The 21,462-nt window shown below is 45.3% G+C and carries 19 protein-coding genes; 15 read left to right on the plus strand and 4 right to left on the minus strand.

Annotated features, from left to right (window positions below; all coding sequences use genetic code 11):
• The first annotated feature begins 161 nt into the window (after positions 1-161).
• Both AOC28_RS08590 and AOC28_RS08595 read left to right on the plus strand, forming a co-directional pair.
• Positions 162-2,123, plus strand: coding sequence for a hypothetical protein (locus tag AOC28_RS08590; protein WP_072583564.1), 1,962 nt, complete (start codon positions 162-164; stop codon positions 2,121-2,123).
• Positions 2,104-3,306: a cell envelope integrity protein TolA gene (locus AOC28_RS08595; protein ID WP_072583565.1), complete on the plus strand. Its 1,203-nt coding sequence runs from the start codon at positions 2,104-2,106 to the stop codon at positions 3,304-3,306. The genes AOC28_RS08590 and AOC28_RS08595 overlap by 20 nt, the downstream gene beginning before the upstream one ends.
• Positions 3,307-3,425: 119 nt before the next feature.
• Here AOC28_RS08595 and AOC28_RS08600 read toward each other — a convergent pair whose 3' ends face one another.
• Both AOC28_RS08600 and AOC28_RS08605 read right to left on the minus strand, forming a co-directional pair.
• Positions 3,426-4,925: a Fic family protein gene (locus AOC28_RS08600; RefSeq protein WP_011902964.1), complete on the minus strand. Its 1,500-nt coding sequence runs from the start codon at positions 4,923-4,925 to the stop codon at positions 3,426-3,428.
• 111 nt (positions 4,926-5,036) lie between these two features.
• Positions 5,037-5,642, minus strand: a complete 606-nt coding sequence (locus tag AOC28_RS08605) for a 3'-5' exonuclease (RefSeq protein WP_072583566.1) — start codon at positions 5,640-5,642, stop codon at positions 5,037-5,039.
• Positions 5,643-6,091: 449 nt separating this feature from the next.
• Between AOC28_RS08605 and AOC28_RS08610 the strand changes: the two genes are divergently transcribed.
• From AOC28_RS08610 to AOC28_RS08635, 6 genes are all read left to right on the plus strand, one after another.
• Complete coding sequence (locus AOC28_RS08610; protein WP_072583567.1) at positions 6,092-7,138, plus strand: phage major capsid protein; 1,047 nt, start codon at positions 6,092-6,094, stop codon at positions 7,136-7,138.
• Between the two features lie 10 nt (positions 7,139-7,148).
• Entirely contained in the window at positions 7,149-7,544 is a 396-nt protein-coding gene (locus tag AOC28_RS08615; RefSeq protein WP_072583568.1) for a hypothetical protein, read from the plus strand.
• 173 nt (positions 7,545-7,717) lie between these two features.
• Positions 7,718-8,251, plus strand: coding sequence for a hypothetical protein (locus AOC28_RS08620; RefSeq protein WP_072583569.1), 534 nt, complete (start codon positions 7,718-7,720; stop codon positions 8,249-8,251).
• On the plus strand, positions 8,248-8,598 hold the full coding sequence (locus tag AOC28_RS08625; RefSeq protein WP_072583570.1) for a M15 family metallopeptidase: 351 nt from the start codon (positions 8,248-8,250) through the stop codon (positions 8,596-8,598). Before AOC28_RS08620 ends, AOC28_RS08625 begins: the two co-directional genes overlap by 4 nt.
• A 114-nt stretch (positions 8,599-8,712) precedes the next feature.
• The gene (locus tag AOC28_RS08630; RefSeq protein ID WP_072583571.1) at positions 8,713-9,819 is read left to right on the plus strand and encodes an ATP-binding protein; all 1,107 of its coding nucleotides are present in this window, start codon (positions 8,713-8,715) and stop codon (positions 9,817-9,819) included.
• Positions 9,812-10,555, plus strand: a complete 744-nt coding sequence (locus tag AOC28_RS08635) for a hypothetical protein (protein ID WP_143143916.1) — start codon at positions 9,812-9,814, stop codon at positions 10,553-10,555. The genes AOC28_RS08630 and AOC28_RS08635 overlap by 8 nt, the downstream gene beginning before the upstream one ends.
• On the opposite strand, the gene AOC28_RS08640 is transcribed toward AOC28_RS08635, so the two are convergent.
• Positions 10,529-11,833, minus strand: a complete 1,305-nt coding sequence (locus tag AOC28_RS08640; protein WP_072583573.1) for a site-specific integrase — start codon at positions 11,831-11,833, stop codon at positions 10,529-10,531. The genes AOC28_RS08635 and AOC28_RS08640 overlap by 27 nt on opposite strands.
• A gap of 277 nt (positions 11,834-12,110) precedes the next feature.
• On the opposite strand from AOC28_RS08640, the gene AOC28_RS08645 reads away from it, so the two are divergent.
• The 3 genes from AOC28_RS08645 to AOC28_RS08655 all read left to right on the plus strand — a co-directional run bounded on the left by AOC28_RS08645 (position 12,111) and on the right by AOC28_RS08655 (position 13,180).
• Entirely contained in the window at positions 12,111-12,416 is a 306-nt protein-coding gene (locus tag AOC28_RS08645; RefSeq protein WP_072583574.1) for a YciI family protein, read from the plus strand.
• Positions 12,417-12,476: 60 nt separating this feature from the next.
• Positions 12,477-12,653: a hypothetical protein gene (locus tag AOC28_RS11545; protein WP_237767779.1), complete on the plus strand. Its 177-nt coding sequence runs from the start codon at positions 12,477-12,479 to the stop codon at positions 12,651-12,653.
• A gap of 176 nt (positions 12,654-12,829) precedes the next feature.
• Positions 12,830-13,180: a winged helix DNA-binding protein gene (locus tag AOC28_RS08655; RefSeq protein WP_072583575.1), complete on the plus strand. Its 351-nt coding sequence runs from the start codon at positions 12,830-12,832 to the stop codon at positions 13,178-13,180.
• A 1-nt stretch (position 13,181) separates the two neighbouring features.
• Here the strand turns inward: AOC28_RS08655 and AOC28_RS08660 are convergent, their stop codons facing one another.
• Positions 13,182-13,775, minus strand: a complete 594-nt coding sequence (locus tag AOC28_RS08660) for a DUF1080 domain-containing protein (RefSeq protein WP_072583576.1) — start codon at positions 13,773-13,775, stop codon at positions 13,182-13,184.
• Between the two features lie 123 nt (positions 13,776-13,898).
• Between AOC28_RS08660 and AOC28_RS08665 the strand changes: the two genes are divergently transcribed.
• The 4 genes from AOC28_RS08665 to fdhF all read left to right on the plus strand — a co-directional run bounded on the left by AOC28_RS08665 (position 13,899) and on the right by fdhF (position 21,451).
• Positions 13,899-16,274, plus strand: coding sequence for a DUF748 domain-containing protein (locus tag AOC28_RS08665; protein ID WP_237767780.1), 2,376 nt, complete (start codon positions 13,899-13,901; stop codon positions 16,272-16,274).
• 10 nt (positions 16,275-16,284) lie between these two features.
• Positions 16,285-16,509: a hypothetical protein gene (locus tag AOC28_RS08670; RefSeq protein ID WP_143143917.1), complete on the plus strand. Its 225-nt coding sequence runs from the start codon at positions 16,285-16,287 to the stop codon at positions 16,507-16,509.
• A gap of 203 nt (positions 16,510-16,712) precedes the next feature.
• A complete protein-coding gene (locus AOC28_RS08675; protein ID WP_072583579.1) occupies positions 16,713-18,515 on the plus strand; it encodes an NADH-ubiquinone oxidoreductase-F iron-sulfur binding region domain-containing protein in 1,803 nt (600 codons plus the stop codon).
• Positions 18,516-18,556: 41 nt separating this feature from the next.
• A complete protein-coding gene (fdhF, locus tag AOC28_RS08680) occupies positions 18,557-21,451 on the plus strand; it encodes a formate dehydrogenase subunit alpha (protein WP_072583580.1) in 2,895 nt (964 codons plus the stop codon).
• The last annotated feature ends 11 nt before the right edge of the window (positions 21,452-21,462 follow it).

Here is a 21,462-nt window from a genome sequence, read left to right on the forward strand (position 1 = left end):
GGGGATGAGTTACTGGACTTGTCCTCCAAGGTCTCCCTTGGGTCGTTCTCTGCCTGTTAGATTTTGACATGAGGTGGTCTGCTCTTCATCCTATAGCTGACCTACTAATATTTATCCAGAATAAATCCACGAGCAAAGAGCGAGCCATCTATAAATAGGATGTGCCCCAAGACTCAAGAGCCCTCCAGCAAAAATGGACCGCCCGCATCACACATGCGCGCGCTCACTGGGCAACATTTCATAAGCGCGTAAGGCACAACCGCAATACAGTAGCTGGCTTTAACTGGAACGCCGATCCCACCGGCAAAGATTTCTATAGCCTACGAGCCAATCTCATACACGGCACGATCTCAGCAGTGCTGCCTAACGTCTACGCACGAAACCCAGAGATATCTACAACGCCTACCCACTCGGGCGCTGACATCAAGCTCTTCTGTAAAACGCTAGAGAAGGTCACCAATAGAGCGCTTGAACATGCCCAGCTTAAGAATCGAGCCAAGTCTACGGTAAGGGCGGCGCTGACCTGTAGCTTCGGGATTCTAAAAGTGATGTATCAGCGAGATCTAAGTAAGGATTCATATATCCAAGGCCGCATTAATGATGCCCAAGAAAACCTCCTAGCTATAGAGGAGCTAACGCGAGACCTCCAAGAGAATGACCAACGTCATCATCATGATGCCAAGAGAGCGGAGCTAGAAGAGCTCATCAAGTCATTGCAGGAACAATCGGAAGTGCAATCTGCCGAAGGCTTGGTAATCGACAGAGTTCTTACAGAAAACCTCCTTATTGATCCATCCATCTGTGAGTTCTGGGACTACACCGATGCTGACTGGATCTGCCAAATCATCCCGATGAAGCGTGGCCAAGCAGAAGCGCTCTACAAGAAGAATCTAGCTAATGCCAAGATCTACCAACCAGGCCAAGGCGAGCCATCTCATAAGAAAGCCAAACGCCTAGCCTCAATGCAAATGAATGCTAATTCAGGATCGGTGACTGATGATCAGCAAATAGCAGTCCTAGAGATCTGGGACAGAGCTACTCAGCGCGTATACACGATGGTAGAGGGCGCGACTGAATGGCTGCGTGAACCATATTCACCACCAAGGGCTGGAGAGCGCTGGTACCCATTCTTCTTGTTGCCATACCAGGTAGTTGATGGCCAGTTTGTTGGCCCAAGCCTAGTAGATTTGACAGAACGTCTTCAGGACGAGCATAACGAAGCGAGGGATCGGTTCAATCAACATCGAGATCTCTGCATACCAGGATGGGTAGCCTCTGCTGATATCAATGAAAAGACCATCAAAAAGCACTCGGATTCAAGATTTGGTGAGATCACGATTGTCGATACTGAAGGCAAACCGCTTAACCAAGTCATCATTCCTCGGGGTCACCCCAAGATCGACCCCATCGTCTATGACACCAGTGCAGTGCGTTATGACTGGGAGCAAGTTACTGGCTTGCAAGATGCCGCACGCTCCACGGTAGTAAGACCCAAGACAGCTACAGAAGCCAACATATTGCAAAGAGCCTTATCAGGGCGCGTATTTGAATTCAAAGACCAGATAGAAGATTGGTTACAAGAGATCGCGCAATACGGTGCCCAGGTACTTTTACAAGAACTGACCAAAGAGCAAGTAGAGCGCTACATGGGGCCGCCAAGCACCAAGACCACCATGGCCAATGGCGAACTAGTCATGACTATGGAGAAAACCTACGACTGGCCAGAACTCACCAAAGACCGAATCTTTGACATGGTCGATCTACGCATCAGGGCAGGCACCACTGGAGCGCCAGATGGCGTAGAAGATAAAGAGAGCTGGCTCAAGGTTTTACCCATGATTACGAATCTATCAATTCAGATGCAAAACCTACAAGCAAGAGGAATGGATTACGAGCATATCCGTAATCTCCTACATGAGACCCTCTTGCGATATGACGATCGTATCGATTCAAATCTATTTATACCGAATGTAGAAAAGCAAACGGAGGGATGGTCACGCGATGACGATCCAAACTTAGGAATGAATTGGTTTTCTGAGCGAAGGCAAAAGACAAACGCTGAAATGCATTACAGCAGCAACTTATTAAAAGAGGAGACAGGCAATGACGCAAGTAGCAAATGAAGTGGAAGGCTTTAAATCGGAGGTACTAAGCAAGGGTGGCTCAATTCAAAGGGAGCAGAATAGGGAGGCCAAGAAAGAGCGCGAGCGGCTTGAAAAAGAAGCTTATGAGAAGCACGCGGCCGAAAGTGCTGCAAGGCGCAATAAGGCAAGGGAAGAGCGTGCGCTTGAATTGATTGCGCAAGCAAAAGCCAGGCAAGAAGCCGCTCAATTAGATAAGGAGCGTAGCGCTCAGGCACAACAAACCCAAAAGGCGGAACGTAAGAGTCAGAGTCGGACTCAAGCAACCAACTTATTAGATGATTTAAGTAAGACCCCTAATACATCTCTTATCAAGTTATCGGAGGATATTGATGAGGGCGAGGTATTAGAAGAGGAATCTGAAACTCTTGAACCCGAATCTATATTTACGCCTATGAAGGGCGAGGTGCATGTACCAGCCTTTATGCCTACTTCAGGGCTTAAGGCAGCACCGCAAGCCCATGACCTTGGTGAAATATTGCCTGCACCAGTCGCCATTACCGTCGATACACTTCCGAAAACTGAGATTCAAATCGAAACTGGTGAAGATCTAATTAAGCGGGTATTGAACCCCGGGCCTACGGGTTTGAGTCCTGGTGTCGATGGCAGCGTTAACCAAGAAGCCTCTAGCAACATCAAATCGAAGAGGGGTTGTGAGCGTGTGCAGAGAATCATCAATGAAAAGCGTGATCTAGAAAAGCAGGTTGAAGATCTTCAATGCACGGTTACAAGCTTGCAAGACGTGATTCGTAAATATGAAATAGAAAGCAAGTTTGTGGGTAATGTGATGGCTCACGTGGATTCACAGAAAAAGCCTTCCGAATTAGTCTTAGAAGCAAAGCTGCAGATGCTCAAGTTTTTGAATACTCGTTCAGATGAAATTGATCACACCGATAAGGCGATCTGCTTTAGCAAATACATGTCAGACCCTTTCTACATGCAAGTCTTTGTGCAGAGCAATCAGCCAGAGCAGTGGCAGACCATGATTGAGTCCATCTATGAGGCGATTGGAAGGCCGGAGCCTAGTTTTGGAGGCATTAAGCCTATGGCAACCCATAGCCCTCAGCCTATACGGGCGCGAACCTCAACCCTAGGCACGCCATTGGCCAGCGCAGGCAATCCCATGGATCGAATTGCTCAGCATCTAGGGAATATGGGGATATAGATAGCTGTGAATTACATGCCACTTAAAACTAGTGGCATGTAGACATAAATGTCTTTAGACACCCAAATCGCCTCATTTTGTCTACAAAACAGCCGATATAGTCATTTTTCGTCAACAACTTAGCTTATATCGTGAGGATCAAGCAATTGATGCTGTGAGGGGTTGTCTGTAAATGCGTTACAAGCCTTCATTTTTTCCCAAAGATTTGGGAAGTTCGAATAATCAAATCCAGCGGTCCAACGCCATGCGCGAGTCATGGATCGAATGAAGGGGCTGGGATCATTGTTTTGAGACAGCGCTTTTAATGGCAGCAAATAATCCTCACGATAAGCCGTGGGAATAATAATGCGAGAGGCGGAGTGTTGAGTTAAGAATGCATTCATGGTTAGACGCGCCGTTCGGCCATTGCCATCCATGAACGGGTGCACTTCAGTAACTACAAACATCGCCATCAATGCGCGCGCAAATGGATCTTCTAGTAAAGCGATGCGCTTGAATCCTTCCCGCAAAGTGCCTTTAACAAGCTCTGGATGAACAAAAATAGTATTTCCTGCTTGGTTACTTTGCTCTTTCCATTCGCCTGGATTTTTATCTGGGCGACTAGAGAGTATTTGGAGGTTGCATTGCAAAAGCCACGCTAAGAAATCATCTTCATCTTTTGGGGGCTTAGAGCGAAAGGGCTGCTCCATGATTGCTTTAAAGGTGCCCAATACATCATGCGAATCTTCATTTCGTTTTGGAATCATCTTCCCATCGAAAATAATCTCGGAGGCCTCTTCGACAGTGAATGTAGTTCCTTCAATGTAGTTCGAAAAGTAGGATTCAAAGAATGCGAAATTAAAGGCGCTTTTACCCGTTTTTGCCTGATCTTCAATGATGGGAAAAGGTTTTCTTAATGCAGAAAACAAAGTTTCGAAGATCTCAATGCGATCAGGATCATAAGGTTTACCAGCTGCGCGCGCTAATGCATCAGCAGCCCGTAAAGAGCGGGCTTTACCAGTTTGCATTAAGGCCGAAACAATCGTGTTGAGCGTTTTAAATTGAACCTCTAGACCCAATTGAGGGGCAATTGCTTTAGCGTCATCACGTAGTGCATTGAGCTTGTGTTCACCACGAATGGTGCATAGCTTACTCAAATAAGACTCAACCCAAGGGCGACCCATAGTGCGAAGATCTGAGCCTTTGCGGCTATAGAGGTTCTCCAGTAACCGCCTAGCCTCTGAGGATATAAAGAGTTTTCCATACTGGGTATCGTTTAGCGAATCTTTGTGCGATTGAACTGCAGCAGGGCCTGGCAAGATATTGAGAGTCAACCCTGGAAATGCTATTTGACGTGCTCTATTGCCAGACACCAAAAATATATTCCCACTATCATCCGGTTTGCAAAGATGAGCAGAGCGGTAAGCTACTACGGAGCCTGGATAAAGATATTCGGTAATTTGCCGCCAATTTGGCCGAATGATTTGCTCGAGTGGGCTATTGAGGTCGCTGGTGTAAATGCCGCGATAAATTTGACGCAAACGACCAGACCTAGCCAAGCGGGAAATTCTCTGGGCATTGGTTTTGTCTTCTCTCGAACTAAAAAGCAAGAGGGGCAGCTGGTCAACAGAAGTGTTCATGGGGCCTCAATTTATCCATTAATGTCAACAACTATGCATATATTATAGTTTAATGTCAACAAAAGTGCGTATAGAATCAAAATAACCCTATTTTTAGGTATATAGATACGGCTATTTCAAGGCCTTGGCATCGTTTACCAGTTGATATATCCGATTGTGCCTGTGAAGGATTTCAAAGAAAAGCCTCAAGGTATTGAGAGCATCAACATCTGCTCTATGTGGACTGCCTTCAAATTGAAGCTTAAAAGAACCCAGACCTGAGGATAGACCGCCACTGGGTTTTTTGCCCATGGCAAGCATGTGCAGGCTATACCAAGTTTTGACATCGATCCATCGACGACCAAAATAGGGAAAGCTGATACCTCGATCTTTAAATTCAGATTTCAGTTCAAGTGAATCGCCACCGCCCCAGGTAATGGGATTAACAAAGCAATTACGCGTAGTAATAATTTCCCCAATTTCTTTAGCTGCTTGTTCATGTGGAACTGAATAGTCAGAAATATCCTGATTGCAAATGCCCGTTAATTGGGTGATGAACTCAAAAATAGGCTCTTTAGGATCTAAGAACCATTTATACGAAGATAGGGATTGATTGACATAGTCATGGTAGTTTCCGACTGCTAACCCTATTTGAATGATCTTTGGATTTACTGTGGAATTATCTTGCGAATTGTTAAGCTCTAAATCAAGCGCGAAATAACACTGCTCTTTGTCCATGGGACTCCTTCACTATTCATTTAGATGAATGAGCAATGTAGAGATCAAGCTGCAAAGAGTCAAACAAAATAAATCACCACATTCCTATTAATGAATTTACGATAGAGTAATTCAGTCAAGGGCACCCCAAAGGGGTGGCTTGCGCACCCTTGACGGCCACTGCCAAAGAAACGCTCTTTTATGCCCAAGGTGGCACAAAGACACATTGGGTATAAAGACTCATAGCGATGTGAATAAATCGGCCAATAAAAACCCCAGAAATATCCAAACCCCACACCAAGCACCCCAATAATCAATTCATGTGGTGAGAGCTAATCACTCAATCTACTGCTTCATACCATCGCGTAAAAGCTAGAGTCGCGACTAGTAGCGTAGCAATGGATGGGTTCACGCTCCATCACCAGGTATGAAGCCACCAATTTCTTAAATAATTATTGATGGGGTGGCATATGCCAATTTCAAATACAGACTTGCAAGAGTTAGCCAAGGTTTCCTTAGATGAGTACTTGCGTAATCTACCGGTCGATCAAATCGCTGTAGAGAGACCTTTCCTTAAAAAACTGATGGAGGGTCGTAAGAGCCTATTGGGCGCAAAGCAAAACGTAGTCGAGAACATCCGCAAAGAGCATGGCAGTAACTTTAGCTGGGCCTTTGGGGAGGAGACGGTCAAGTTCAATAAACGCAATACGACTGAGCAGGCCTCCTTCCCATGGAGAAGGGCGGTAGATGGTCTTTATATCGACTATGACCGACTCTTTAGTAACGGCATCAAGGTGCGTGAGGGCGGGGCGCGTGGTTTCCAGTTGGAATACAACGAGCGCGTACAACTCATCAACCTCTTGGATGAGCAGTTAGAGGTCTTAAGAGAAGGCTTTCTGAATAAGTTAGACCTAGAACTTCACCGCGACGGCTCACACGGCGCCGATGCGGTAGTTGGCTTAGATAGTCTTGTCAGCCTAGCGCCTGATGCCGGTACGGTAGGAGGTATCGATCGAGCTAAAGCAAGTTACTGGCGTAACTACGCTATCAAAGACATTGCCTCAACATCGCCTGGTAACTTAGTGGGTGAGATGGAAACCGCATGGCGTCAATGTATTAAGCATGGCGGTAGTCCTGATTTCATCATCGCGGGTGGTAAGTTCATTGATACCTATCGTAAGCAAGTGACGGTGACCCATATTGCGGGATCTGGTGAGACTAAGTACATTGATGCCGGGGTAGGTGCTGGTGTTAACAATGGCTTAGCCTTCAAGGGGGTAGAGATCATCTGGGATCCGCAGTTTGATGAGCTTGATGCCATGGCTAATCGCACGGTGGAGTGGAGTAAGCGCTGCTATTTCCTCAACACACGCTTTATGAAGCTACGTGATGATGACTTAGACATCGTTGCCCCAATCCGTCCGCACGATACCTTGGCGATGTACGCCATGGTGAACCTGCGATGCGCTTTATCCATCTCACGAGCAAATGCCCATGCGGTATTGGCTATTCAATAAGGAGGAAGAAATGAATAACACCATGAACCATAAAGAACTTATTCATAGTGACTTCCAAATCAAAGAGGTGGAAGCAGTAGTGCGCAGGGATGCTTTTACAACTATCCATGTGCACGTACCGCCCTATGAAACTAATATCCTTCGTAACCTCTTTGGGCGCGAGAACGTCACGGTGTTCGAGCGCCCATCAAAGACCACCATTACTCCAGAGCAAGAGTATGACCGCCTATGCGCCAAGTATGGTCATGAGGTCGTAGCCAAAGTCTTTGGTGAAGATGATGGTGATCGCCTAATGGAGATCGTAGAAGGTCTAATGAAAGAAGGTCAGCTTTCAGCACAAGAGAAGGCATTAGAAGGAACTCTTGAGCAAGAGCCACCAGAAACCAAGGGGGCCAAAAAACGCTAGCAGAAGGGAAGACCACCGCTAGCAGCAGGTGTTTGGGTGCGGCTGCGGGTGTGGAAGTAACCATGGTGTGTGGGCGCGCGTAACTGCGCCCCACTGCCAACACCAATTAAAAGCCTAGGCGGTAGTGGGGCGGTGGACTTCTAAATACAAGCATCAAGAAAAGAACCTATTACATGCTTCCAATCATCACATCTCTAGTACAAACCTTGGCCGTCAATGGCCTTGGTCTACTTGCGGGCGCGGTTCAAGCCAAAGGCAAGGAATTCATTGAAAGCAAGATTGGTGCGCGCATTCCCGAGAATCCAAGTCACGAGGATCTAATCAAGCTCAAGCAACTAGAGATTGAGCAAGAGCAACTCTTGTTGCAATACACCCTCAAACAGAAAGAGCTCGAAATAGAAGAATCAAAACTTCTAGCGGAGATGCATCGAGCCTCACAAGACAATGCCACCAATCGCTGGCAATCGGATATGGGTAGCGATTCAAAGCTATCAAAGAATATTCGCCCTGGCACGCTGGTCTACATTCTCACGGCCTATCTGTTATTTGCATTGCTCTCAGCCATGGGTATAGATATCAATGAGGGTTATGTAAAGCTCCTAGGAGAATGGGGTCAACTGGTGATGCTTGCTTACTTCGGCGGCAGATCGGTAGAAAAGATCTTTGAAATGCGCATGCATGGCTTAAACAAAAAAGAAGAGCAATGAGCAATCTAGTAAAAGAGCAGGCAGCATTCTTGATTGACGTCAGTAGGCTTATTCAGTTTGCTACTGCGGAAGGGTGGGTAGTCACAGGAGGAGAGCTTTGGCGCTCACCTGAGCAGCAGGAGATCTATTTCAAGAGTGGAAGATCAAAGACTATGAACAGTAACCACCTAAGACGCTGCGCTATTGATCTGAACTTCTTTTGGAATGGGAAGTTGGTTTGGGATAAAGAACTCATTCGTACAGTCGGCGAATACTGGGAAAGCCTGAGCCCCAAGAATAGGTGGGGTGGGAATTTCAAGGGGTTTGTGGATGTGCCGCATTTTGAAAGGGTTATCCTAACTTATTGAATATTATGGATTAAATAATTGTATCAGTCATCCGTAAAAAAATTACGGATGACTGATACAATCTTTGCTCCAAAGTGAGAACTCGAAAATTCGAGTTAAATAAGGTGATAAATCATGTTGACTAAATTTGAGGTGGAGAATTTCAGGGGCTTTAAGAATAGGTTTATTTTTGATTTATCTGAGATTAAAAACTATGAATTCAACAGCGACTGTATAAATAACGGCATCGTAAATAAGGCCATGATTTACGGCAAAAATGGGTGCGGCAAGTCAAACTTGGGCTACGCAATTTTTGATTTGATTTCTCATTTAACGGATAAGTTTGTCCCAAGGCACGAGTACATTGCAAACTATTTGCATGCCGAACTCTCTGGGGCGCCTGCTAGGTTTAGGTATGCCTTTAAATTTCATGGAACTAACATAGACTACTTTTGTGAAAAAGTGGGCGTCAATGAAGTTGTTTTTGAAGAGTTGAAAATTGATGGTGAAACTGTTGTTCTCTATAAAGTGGGCGAACCGATACAGATAGACTTAGTTGGTGCAGAGTCACTCAACAGAGATTTGGGTGCAACTAAAATTTCCGCCCTAAAGTATATTAAAAATAATGCAGTTCTTGATAAAAGCCCAGCCAATGACGCACTAAAAAAGCTCTTTAACTTTATTGATGGCATGCTATTTTTCAGATCTGTGGATGAAAGAACATTTATTGGCAATCAAGCGGCTGGTGACGATATATTAAAAAATATTCTTAACAAAGGAAATCTAAAAGACTTTGAAGAGTTTCTTAATGCTGCAAATGTAGAGTGTGAGTTAGCGACCATCGAAGTCAATGGTCAAGAGGAGGTGGTTTTTAAATTTGGTGATAAAACCCTTAATTTTTGGCAGGGGGCATCTACTGGCACAAAGTCGCTATCACTTTTTTACTACTGGCTTCAGTTGCTTAATGATGGTCAGGTTTCTTTGGTTTTTGTTGATGAGTTTGATGCTTTTTATCATTACAAACTTTCCGAATTCATTGTTGAAAAGTTAAAAGATGCGAATGCTCAGGTTGTACTTACTACTCACAACACGAGCTTAATGACAAATGATTTAATGAGGCCAGACTGCTGTTTTGTGATGGAAGATAAGGTCATAACTCCATTCTCTAGAATGACAGATAAAGAGTTAAGATTTGCCCACAACATTGAGAAAATGTATAAAGCGGGAGCTTTTGGTGGCTAAGTCTGTCTTATTCGTTTATGAGGGTGAAAAAACAGAGACACAGGTTCATGAAGTTTTTGAGAGACACTATTTCTCTAGCAAACAGACTTCAATTAAGGTTGCTTTTGGAGCCGAGATCTATCAGCTTTGGAAGCGAATGGCCTCTGAAGAGTATTTGGATGTTTTGGAGGTTTTAAAAGAGCGGGCACTTATAAATCATGATGAGATTGCCCCCTTAAAGAGGGGTGATGTATCAGAAATATATTTATTCTTTGATTATGATGGCCATACTTCGCTTTCCTGTGATGAGGACTTGGGAAGCATGTTGGATTACTTTAATGAGGAAACTGGACCTGGAAAGCTATATATAAGTTACCCCATGGTTGAAGCGGTTAAGCATATCAATGCTGTCAATGACTTTCTTGATACTGTTTTTAATATCCCCGATGGTAAAAGTTACAAAAAACTTGTAAATGATGAAACTGATTACATGCATCTATCGAAAATCAAAAAGAGTGAGCTCGATTATGTTGTTCTCCAGAATTGCAAAAAAGCCAATTACCTGGTTCAAGGTGATAGAGCCCCTCCAGAGTATCAAACGGTGATTTCCAGGCTTAGCCAGGGTCAGATATTTAGGGCTCAATTAGAGAAGCATATTTTGAGGTCTAATCAAGTCTCAGTATTAAGTGGATTTCCTTTATTTACGGTTGAGTATTTCGGTCAGGATGCTTTAACTGCTCTTTATCATGGTAGATAGATTTTCATTCTTATTAATTGCGGCATTTACTATGGCGCCCCATTCTTCCATTAGTACTGTGCGTTTCTCCAGCTGATCCTGCCTCCTATAGGCAGCCTCAGCCTTATTCTTAATGGTATGCGCTAAAGCTAGTTCAACAGTTTCATTTGAATAGTCTGTCGTCTCTGCTGCCCAATCCCTAAATGTTGATCTAAAGCCGTGGGGAACATATTCAGAATACTTTGGCATCTTTCTCATCATAGACAGTAGCGCCATATTGGAAAGGTGAGACTCTTCTTTATGCAGTGATCCTGGAAATAAATAGCTACTCACACTAATAGTCTTCAGATGCTCAAGAATTTCCATCGCTCTAGCATTTAGCGGAACGCGATGTTCTTTTCCGGCCTTCATTCGTGCCGCAGGAATTACCCACACCTTAGATTCTAAATTGAACTCAGTCCACTTTGATTCAATAACTTCGCTTGTGCGAGTGGCAGTCAGAATTAATAGCTCTAATGCCAAGGCAGAATAACCATTGTGTTCACGCAGATCTTTTACAAATTCCCCAATGCGCTGAAATGGTAGGGCTGGGTGATGACTCTTCTTCTGAATCTTTTTAGCCTTAGGCAGCAAATGTCCTAGTGCACCTTTTAGGCGTGCCGGGTTATCTCCCTTGATGTACTCATGGGCCTTGCACCAATCAAAGATCACCTCAATGCGTTGTCTAACTCTGGTTGCGGTCTCGGTGCGTACATTCCAAAACGTACCTTCAACAGCGCCATTCTTCTTTTTAATTTCTTGCTCTAGTAATTTGGCGATATGGCTGGTGTTGATTTGGTCTACGCGCAATTCACCTATCTCAGGATATGCAAAGGTGGAGATAGTGTTCTTCCATTGGTCTGCATGCTTAGAGCTCTTCCACTCCGCCTTTCTTCCCTCAATACAGCGTTCGGCAGCTTCTTTAAAGGTGATGCCACTATTAATAGCTGTAATTCTTTTGCTTCTAGCCTTACAGCGATCCTCGGTCGGGTCGATGCCATCCATGACCATTTGACGTAATTCAAGAGTTTTGCGGCGAGCATCAGCTAATGACCTAGCCTCCAAGGATCCCAAACCCATTTCGCGTCTTTTAAATAGGGTGGGGCTGGTATAGCGAAAAATCCAGCTACGCTTAAAGTTGTTTAACCCTTTTGATACTTGGATATATAGACCCTTAGATTCTGGGTCGGCATGGTACCCAGGGCTTATGATTGACCCAAGACCTCGTGCCGTAAAGCTAATTTTTTTACCTTCTTCCAAGCCTCAACACCCCGTTCTCTACCCACCACTCTACCCACCACCAAAGCATAGATTTTAGTGGGTTAGAGAGGGCTAGTCGGGAGTGTGGTTAACCAGAAAACCTATATAAATAAAGGGCTTCAGGGTTTTGATGGAGCTCTTCGGAGGGCTCATTTATGGACGCCTCTTCCGCCATGTATCAAGAAAACCACCTTCGGGTGGTTTTTTCTTTGGAACTTACCGTAATATCTTGCTAATTAAGATTTAAAAATAAAACCAATTAAAAGATGGAGAAAATATGATCTTTGCAATTCTATTGATGGATAAGCCTGGTACTGCTGACTTGCGTGTACAAATCCGTCCAGAACACCGCGCATACTTGGCGCAACTTTCGGATCGCATGGCTTTTGCCGGTCCAATGACTGCTGACGATGGCAAGACTACGGTTGGCAGCTTGCTTGCAATTGATTTTCCTAGTAGGGCAGATGTTGATGTTTGGTTAAAGGATGAGCCCTATACCAAGGCAGGGGTTTATGAAAAGCCAATCATCCATGTATTTAATAATATGTGGGAGCAAAAAGCAGGCTTTCCGCCAGCAAAATAAACCCATAATTTAAGCGGGGCTGTTACTTTTGGTATATCATCTGGTGATATACCATGAGTGATGGGAAATCGTGGAGTTATCACTCTTTTAGATCTGCACCAAGAGGTCATTGATCAAGGTGATGGTTACTGGGTAAAGATTGAGGCTTGGGAGGTAGTTGTTAGCGAGGCAATACCGCACGGGGTGCGCTATTCATTAACCTTACACAACCCCAAAGGCTTGCGAATTTTGGGTTAAGACAATGCTCATGCGGTAAGGCTTAGAGCAGGCTATTCAGGTAGAAAATTGGCATTCGATCACAGGCATCGTAGTTCAAGTGACCCAGGCGTTGTCTATGAGTTTAGGGATGCGCACCAACTCCTAAGTGATTTTTTTGTCGATGTTGATAAAGTCTTAAAGGTAGATAAAGATATATGAAAGTCATCAAAATAGGGATTGCATCACAAAAAGATATTCGGGCACGCGTCTTGGCCATTGCTAAAGGCGATCTAAAACCAAAAGCATCTGATCCGAAGATATGGTTTACCTCGATGCGTTCACTGGCGCAGGTATTGAGCGACGAAAACAGGGCTCTTTTACATGTCATTAGAGCAACTAAGCCTGTATCGATTTCTGAGTTGGCAGAGCTTACCGGAAGAAAGCAGGGGAACTTATCACGCACGCTAAAAACAATGTCTCATTACGGCTTAGTCAAAATGCTCCAAGAGGCCAAGGCCCTGAGGCCCGTGGCATGTGGCGATCGCTACGAAATCAGTATTCAATAATTTAAAGCGGCTTTATCTGTAGCTTTCTAAATTTAATGACGCCACCAGCAGATTGCAGGGCAATAGGGCCTTCAGAATATTTGCTATCCTGACCATTAGCCACTGTCACAACGCCATTCATCATGACCTTAAAATTGGGACCATTTGCAATAATCTCCATGGTGTTCCAGCGTCCACCGGCCTTAGGTACCGGGTCAACTTTAGCAACATCCACAATAGCGCCGGTTGCGTACGCTTGTTCGGGGCGGGTATCCCAAATATTGATTTCATAACAAGTGGATTGACTCACCTTGTTAGGGTCTTGGCAGCGAATGAAAATGCCGCTATTCGTATTGGACTCAGCATAAAACTCAGCCTTGATGACAAAGTTTTTGTAAGTCTTAGTGCTGACTAAAAAACCATTGGGCTTATTGCCTTCGACAATACCATTACCAATGACCCAGTTGGCGCTCCCAATAATGTTCCACCCACTCAAACTTACGCCATCAATCAGATCGGTAAAGCCATCAGAGTTTTGGGCAATAGCAACACCACCGATCGATAGAGCGGCAAGGCACACAACAGATAAGGCCAGTTTTTTGAGGAATGTTTTCATGGGTCTCCTGAGGGGGGTATATTTATTATTCTGCGTTCATTTTCATTGTTACTGATATTGACCTATAAAGACAAGTAGATGCTTTCCCTCACAAACCCCCGAATAAAGCGATGGTCTCTGCGTTTGGCGGGACTTTTTATTCTGATAGCCGCCTTATTCTGGTTGGGAAGCCATTTGTTGCTGCCTGGCTTGATTAAAAAGTCCCTAACTGAATATGGCAACAAGATTGGTTATGAGATCTCCTATCAAGACCTCAGTCTTTCTCCGTTGCGGCTGAGGGTGGAGCTTGATGGTCTTCACTTGGCAAAAGAAGGTGGCTCTAAATTGCTGGAATTTAAAAAGCTAGCAATTACCCTCAAGTGGACAAAGCTGGCTATAGGGGAGCTGGGCTTTGATGAGATTTTGCTGGAAGAGCCTAAAGTGTTGGTCGAGAAGAGTCTGCCTAAGGGCATGCACGCAGGGTCCTGGAATTGGCAGGAATTAATTGCTGCCGTTGAAAAGGCGATGCCTGCTACAGATCCCAAAGAGCTCAAGAAGCCTCTCAAAATATCGATCGATGAATTTATCGTCAGTTCAGCTTCTTTAAGTTTGGTGGATGATTCGAGCAAATTAAAAGAATCACTCAACCCGTTTACGATGAAGTTGCTTGATGTAGCCAATTACGATAAGGATGGTTTAGTGACTGGGGTCCGTGGTCAATACGACTTTAATCTTGGTGCCTTGCAGTTATTAATACCTGGAATCAATAAAACTATTGCGTATCGCCATGTTGCTATTGCAGGTGGATTGGATAATCCTCAGCCAGGTAACTTAGGCGCGCAGCTCAACTTGAAGTTGGACGATGGTGAGATACGCTCACACTGGGATTTCAATACCAGCTCGAAGTCAGTTAATGGCAAGTTAGAAATTCACAATCTTGCAACCGCGCCAATCGTCGCTCTATTGCCAGCTAATAAAGAGCTCATCGGTACCAGTGGCCTGATGAATGCCGATCTAATCGTGAAGATAGGCGGTGAGACTGATTTGGTTACGGGCGATATTCATATTGCAGACTTAGCAATACTAGAGAAAGGGCAAAAAAATCCACTGATTGTTTGGAAGATGGCGGATATTCGTCAGTTTGAATATCAATCCGTTAAGTCAAAACAGGGTTCCAACAATAGCCTCTCAATAGATGAGTTGGCCATTGATGCGCCAACCCTGCAATTTGAAATTAATGAAGAAGGGTTCTCAAACTTTAGAAGGCTATTTGCTAAGTCAGCAGTAGAAACAAAGTCTGAGCCTGTGGCTGCCTCTAAGAATGCAGATCCTTCTGCATTCAGTTTGGATATTCGATCCACTCTTCTGAAGAATGGGGAAGTGTACTTTTCGGATATGGCGATGCATCCTAACTTCAAGGTGGATGTGAAGAAGTTCAATGCCACTCTTTTGGGGGTCAGCAATACTCCTGGTCGATTTGCCACTGTGGCGATGGATGGCGTTGTTGCTGGCTCGGGAAGTATGCGAGTAAAAGGTCAAGCATCATTTGATGATCCACGACGTAATCATGACATCTTGATGAGTTTTAGAAACCTTCCGCTGACTGCCTTCAATCCTGCAGTCATGACATTCGCAGGCTATCAAATTACCAGTGGACGACTAAACCTCAATCTCAATTACAAAGCCAAAGATGGCGAACTTAATGGAAGTAATCAGATCATTATTAAGAAGGTGGTGCTAGGTGAGGAGGTGCCGGACTTTACTGGCAAAAAATTACCGTTAGGCTTAGCAATTGCTTTGTTAGAAGACTCTGATGACACGATTGACGTTACGGTTCGGATTGCAGGCAATGTTGACTCTCCAGAATTTAGTGCCAGTGGCTTGGTTTGGCAGGCCATAAGTAATGTTCTAACAAACGTAGCAACAGCACCATTTAGAGCTCTTGCATCTATTTTGGGTATGGGTGGCGAAGAGGGTGTTAATGCAGTGCCTGGAGAGACGATCTTTCTGGTTGCTGATCAAGATCGCCTAGAAAAATTTGGCGAGTATTTGGTGAGGCGCCCGAACTCGAACTTAGAGATCATCGGTACTTATGATCCTGTGCAGGACAAGAAGGAGCTTGCAAGAGCTAAGGCAGATGGTGCCATTTTGCTAGATGCTGGTTTTAAGTTGACCCCTGGAGAGCCGGTACCCACCCCCTCATTTACAGACCCGAAAGTGCAGTCAGGCCTGAAGGCGGCATATGCCCAATACATAGGGCGCATCAAGCTTGGACAACGTCTTTTGACACTTCCAGATGGCGAGAAGCGCAATGAGCAACTGCATGAGGAATTAATCGCTGGAATAGGTATCACTGATGCCGAGCTTCAAGAATTGGCGAAAAATAGGGCGATGACGGCCTATGGCTTCATGGTTAAGGCTGATCCCAGTCTTAAGGACCGTATTCAGCTAGGTGATGTGAAGACTGTAGAGGCTGGAAAAGAGGGCATACCTCTCGATGTTGAGATCAGAATCAAGTAGACTTGAGGTCATGAATTCAACAAAATTGCCCATTCTCCCTGTAATTACATTCTTAGTCGCTTTAGGCCTTGTAGGCTGTGGCTCTATTGAATCGGCTGCCCAAGACGATTGCACATCAATTGGTTGGCAAATTGGCAGCAAGGGTTACCAGGATTGCTACAAAGCCAGACTGTATGAGCGCAAGTTGGACTACTCACTTCCTCCTGGCGACCAGCCTTCACCATCCCTCCTATAGTAGGGTAAACCCTTAGTTAAAGTCCTTGAGCGCCGTCAAGGACATAGGACCTTAAATAACCCAAAATTAAGCGTTATTTTGCGTATTGATGACCGGCTAAGTATTTGGCTTAGCAGGGTTTTTTGATGCGCAAAGTGGGATAAGGCTCTGCATTGGTGCTGAGTACAAAATAGCAATAAATAGAAAATTAGAGACTACGAACTATGAATCATCCAAAGCCTTCTGGAGAAGTCAAAGCAGTTGCTGTTGCAACCGCAGATGATTTGAGGGAAACCATTCGCCGTAAGAGCAAATTGAAGGGGCGTCAAGCAGATGATGTTTCAGTTGCTGAAGTTCGTCAGCTCATTGGTAATGCGCCACATCGTCGTGACCTATTAATTGAAAATCTTCACAAGCTTAATGATGAATACCGCGCTTTGCATGACCGACATTTAGTGGCATTAGCCAAGGAAATGAATCTGCCAATGGCAGAGGTGTACGAAGTAGCAACTTTCTACCACCACTTTGAAGTGGTGCGTGGCAACGATCCGGTAGCGGATATTCTGATTCGCGTTTGCGATGGCATTGCCTGCGAGTTAGCTGGAGCACAAAATCTTCTAGCAAAATTACCGGGCATCTTGGGTAATCCAAATATCAAAGTCGCTGCAGCTCCTTGCGTGGGACGTTGCGAGCAAGCCCCTGTAGCAGTAGTTCATCAATATCCAGTTCTGTTTGCAACAATAGACAAAGTGCAGGCAGCCGTTAATAACAAGCTCACCACTCAGCCAATGGCTAAAGATGATGCCGTCTTTGATCCCGCTGCCTTAGCAGAGCAGGGCGTTTCTCCTCAGGGTGAAATGCAAGCTGTCTCTCCTGACTATGTTGGCTATGAGTCATACCGCGCTAAAGGTGGTTACGCTTTAGTTAAAGAAATTTTCGACGGCAAGAAAGATGCCGAAAGCATCATCAAGGCGATGGAAAGCTCTGGCTTGCGCGGCTTAGGCGGTGCAGGATTCCCAGCGGGTCGTAAGTGGCGCATTGTGAAAGATCAAGTAGCTCCTAAATTGATGGCAGTGAACATCGACGAAGGTGAGCCAGGAACATTTAAGGATCGCACCTACTTAGAGCGTGATCCACATCGTTTCTTAGAAGGGCTTCTCATTGCAGCAAGCGTGGTTGGTATTGATGCTTGCTATATCTATTTACGTGATGAGTATCACGGTTGCCGTGAATTGCTTGAGGCCGAATTAGCAAAACTCAAAGCTAATCCGCCATTTCCATTGCCGAATATTGAACTGCGTCGTGGTGCTGGTGCTTATATTTGCGGTGAAGAATCCGCCATGATTGAAAGTATCGAAGGTAAACGTGGTGAGCCGCGTATGCGCCCTCCATATATTGCACAAGTCGGTTTGTTTGGACGCCCAACCCTAGAGCACAACTTTGAGACGCTTTACTGGGTGCGCGATATTGTTCAGCGTGGGCCTGAGTGGTTTAGTTCATTCGGTCGCCACGATCGCAAGGGCTTACGTAGCTTTAGCGTGAGCGGGCGCGTTAACAAACCTGGTGTGAAGTTGGCCCCAGCGGGAATTACTATTCAAGAATTGATTGATGAGTACTGTGGGGGCATGCAAGATGGCCACAAGTTCTACGGCTATTTGCCTGGTGGCGCATCCGGCGGTATTTTGCCTGCGTCCATGAATGACATCCCACTCGACTTTGATACTTTGCAGCCTTATGGTTGCTTCATCGGTTCTGCTGCAGTCATGGTGTTTAGTGACAAAGACAAAGCGCGTGATATGGCGTTGAACGTGATGCATTTCTTTGAGCATGAGAGCTGTGGTCAGTGTACGCCTTGCCGAGTAGGAACGGGTAAAGCGGCTAAGTTGATGCAGGCTAAATCTTGGGATCAAGAAACCTTAGAGGACTTAGCCACAGTGATGGTGGATGCTTCTATTTGTGGTCTAGGTCAAGCCGCACCAAATCCTATTCGTTGTATTCATAAATATTTCCCTGAAGAAGTTCAATAAGGAAGTACCTTAATAAAAATTCAGGGAATAACGAGACAAACATGAACGCACCAACAAATCCAAAAGAACTCGAATTACAAACCGTAGAGTTCAAGCTCGATGGCAAGACGATCGTTTCATACGAAGGCGAAACGATTCTCAAAGCTGCTAAGCGACACGGTATTGATATTCCTCATCTGTGCTTTAAAGATGGTTACCGTCCTGACGGCAACTGCCGTGCTTGCGTAGTGGAAATTAATGGCGAACGTACTTTAGCGCCAAGCTGCTGCAGAAGTGCTACTCCAGGAATGGAAGTTAAGGCTAATAGCGAGCGCGCTGTTAAGAGCCAGAAGCTGGTTCTGGAGATGTTGCTCTCCGATATGCCTGATGAAGGTTTTAAGTGGGTGGGCGATAGCAAAGAAGAAGAGCAACAAAACCAGCATGGTGAGTTAAGTACTTGGGCTGCCCGCATGGATGTGACTGTGCGCCCCGAACTCAAAGCACTACGTCGCGAGAAGGTGAGTAGTGACATTTCTCATCCAGCGATGGCTGTGAACTTGGACGCTTGTATCCAATGTAATCGTTGTGTACGTGCTTGTCGTGAAGAGCAAGTCAATGATGTGATCGGTTACGCTATGCGTGGTGGTCACAGCGAGATCGTATTTGATCTAAATGATCCAATGGGTGAGAGCACTTGCGTTGCCTGTGGTGAGTGTGTGCAGGCTTGCCCAACTGGCGCATTGATGCCCAAGGGTTTGATTGGTTCCCAAACGGTGGATCGCAAGGTAGACTCCGTTTGCCCATTCTGTGGTGTTGGTTGCCAAATTACTTACAACGTCAAAGACGAAAAAATTGTTAGTGTTGAAGGTCGTGATGGCCCAGCAAACCACAATCGTTTATGCGTTAAAGGCCGTTTTGGTATGGATTACATCCATAACCCACAACGCCTCACCAAACCATTAATTCGTAAAGCGGGCGTTCCAAAGGATGAGTCCATCCTTGAAGGCAAGCAAGACTGGTCAGACATCTTCCGTGAAGCTAGCTGGGAAGAGGCTTTGGAGTTTGCTGCTGGAGGCCTTAAGAAATTAAAAGATCAACATGGCTTAAAAGTATTGGCGGGCTTTGGTTCTGCCAAAGGCAGTAATGAAGAGGCTTATCTCTTCCAAAAGTTGGTTCGTACTGGCTTTGGTAGCAATAACGTAGACCATTGCACACGTCTTTGCCATGCATCCTCTGTGGCAGCGCTTCTCGAAGGTGTTGGTTCTGGCGCAGTAAGTAATCAGGTTAATGATGTTGAGCATTCCAGCTTAATTTTCTTGATTGGTTCCAATCCAACTGCAAACCACCCAGTTGCTGCTACCTGGTTTAAGAATGCCGCTAAACGTGGCGCCAAAATTGTCTTGTGTGATCCACGTGCGACTGAAATCAGTAAGCATGCATGGCGCACGATGCAATTTAAGCCAGACACTGATGTAGCGATGCTCAATGCCATGATCTATACGATTATTGAAGAAGGCTTGGTTGATAAGGACTTTATTCAAAATCGCTCGAATAACTTTGAAGCCTTAAAAGAAAACATCAAAGGTTATAGCCCTGAAGCAATGGCGCCAATCTGCGGTATTTCGGCAGAAACCTTGCGTGAGGTGGCTAGAGAATTTGCTACCACCAAATCTGCAATGATCCTATGGGGCATGGGTGTCAGTCAGCACGTGCATGGCACCGATAATGCGCGTTGCTTGATTGCTTTAGTGAGTATCACAGGTCAAATTGGTAAGCCAGGATCTGGTTTGCATCCATTGCGCGGTCAAAACAACGTGCAAGGTGCTAGTGATGCTGGTTTGATTCCGATGATGTTCCCGAACTATCAGCGTGTTGATAATCCAGAAGCGCATGCTTGGTTTGAGAAGTTCTGGGGTACGCCATTAGATAAAAAACCTGGCTATACCGTGGTGGAGATCATGCATAAGATCACTGCACCTGATTCTGATCCAGACAAGATTCGCGGCATGTTTGTCGAAGGTGAAAACCCTGCGATGAGTGATCCGGATTTAAATCATGCGCGTCATGCATTAGCGGCTCTTGAACACTTAGTTGTACAAGACATCTTCATGACAGAGACAGCATTGCTTGCCGATGTTGTCTTGCCTGCAAGTGCTTGGCCTGAGAAGGTTGGCACCGCTAGCAATACTGACCGTATGGTTCAGATGGGTAAGAAAGCCATTAATCCTCCGGGTGATGCAAAACCTGACTTGTGGATTATTCAGCAAATCGCTAAAGGCATGGGCTTGAACTGGAATTACCAAGGTCCTGATGCCGGTGTTGCTGAGGTTTATGACGAAATGCGTCAGGCAATGCACGGCGCGATCAACGGCATAACCTGGGAGCGCTTAGAAAAAGAATCTAGCGTTACTTATCCATGCTTATCCGCCGAAGATCCAGGTCGCCCAATTGTCTTTAATGACAAGTTTGATACCAAAGATGGGCGAGTGAAGTTAGTGCCAGCCGATATCATTCCGGCGAATGAGCGTCCTGATGCTGAATATCCATTTGTATTGATTACTGGTCGTCAGTTAGAGCATTGGCATACCGGCAGTATGACGCGTCGTGCCACTGTGCTTGATGCGATTGAGCCTATGGCTACTGTGTCGATGAATGGTGAGGACATGACCCAGTTAGGTGTATCTGCTGGTGACGTCATTACAGTTCAGTCTCGTCGTGGCGAGGTTGGTATTCACGTGAGAAGAGATGATGGCACACCAAGAGGCGTGATCTTTATACCGTTTGCCTACTATGAGGCTGCGGCTAACTTGATTACCAACTCAGCGCTAGATCCATTTGGCAAGATTCCAGAGTTTAAGTATTGCGCTGTGAAGCTTGCTAAGGGTGGGGAAGTAGCCAAGATCATGGGCTATGGCACGAATGCCCCAGGTGGATCTAAGGTGATGTCTAACGTTTAATTTGAACAGCC

Source organism: Polynucleobacter sp. MWH-Adler-W8 (assembly GCF_001889925.1).
GTDB lineage: Bacteria > Pseudomonadota > Gammaproteobacteria > Burkholderiales > Burkholderiaceae > Polynucleobacter.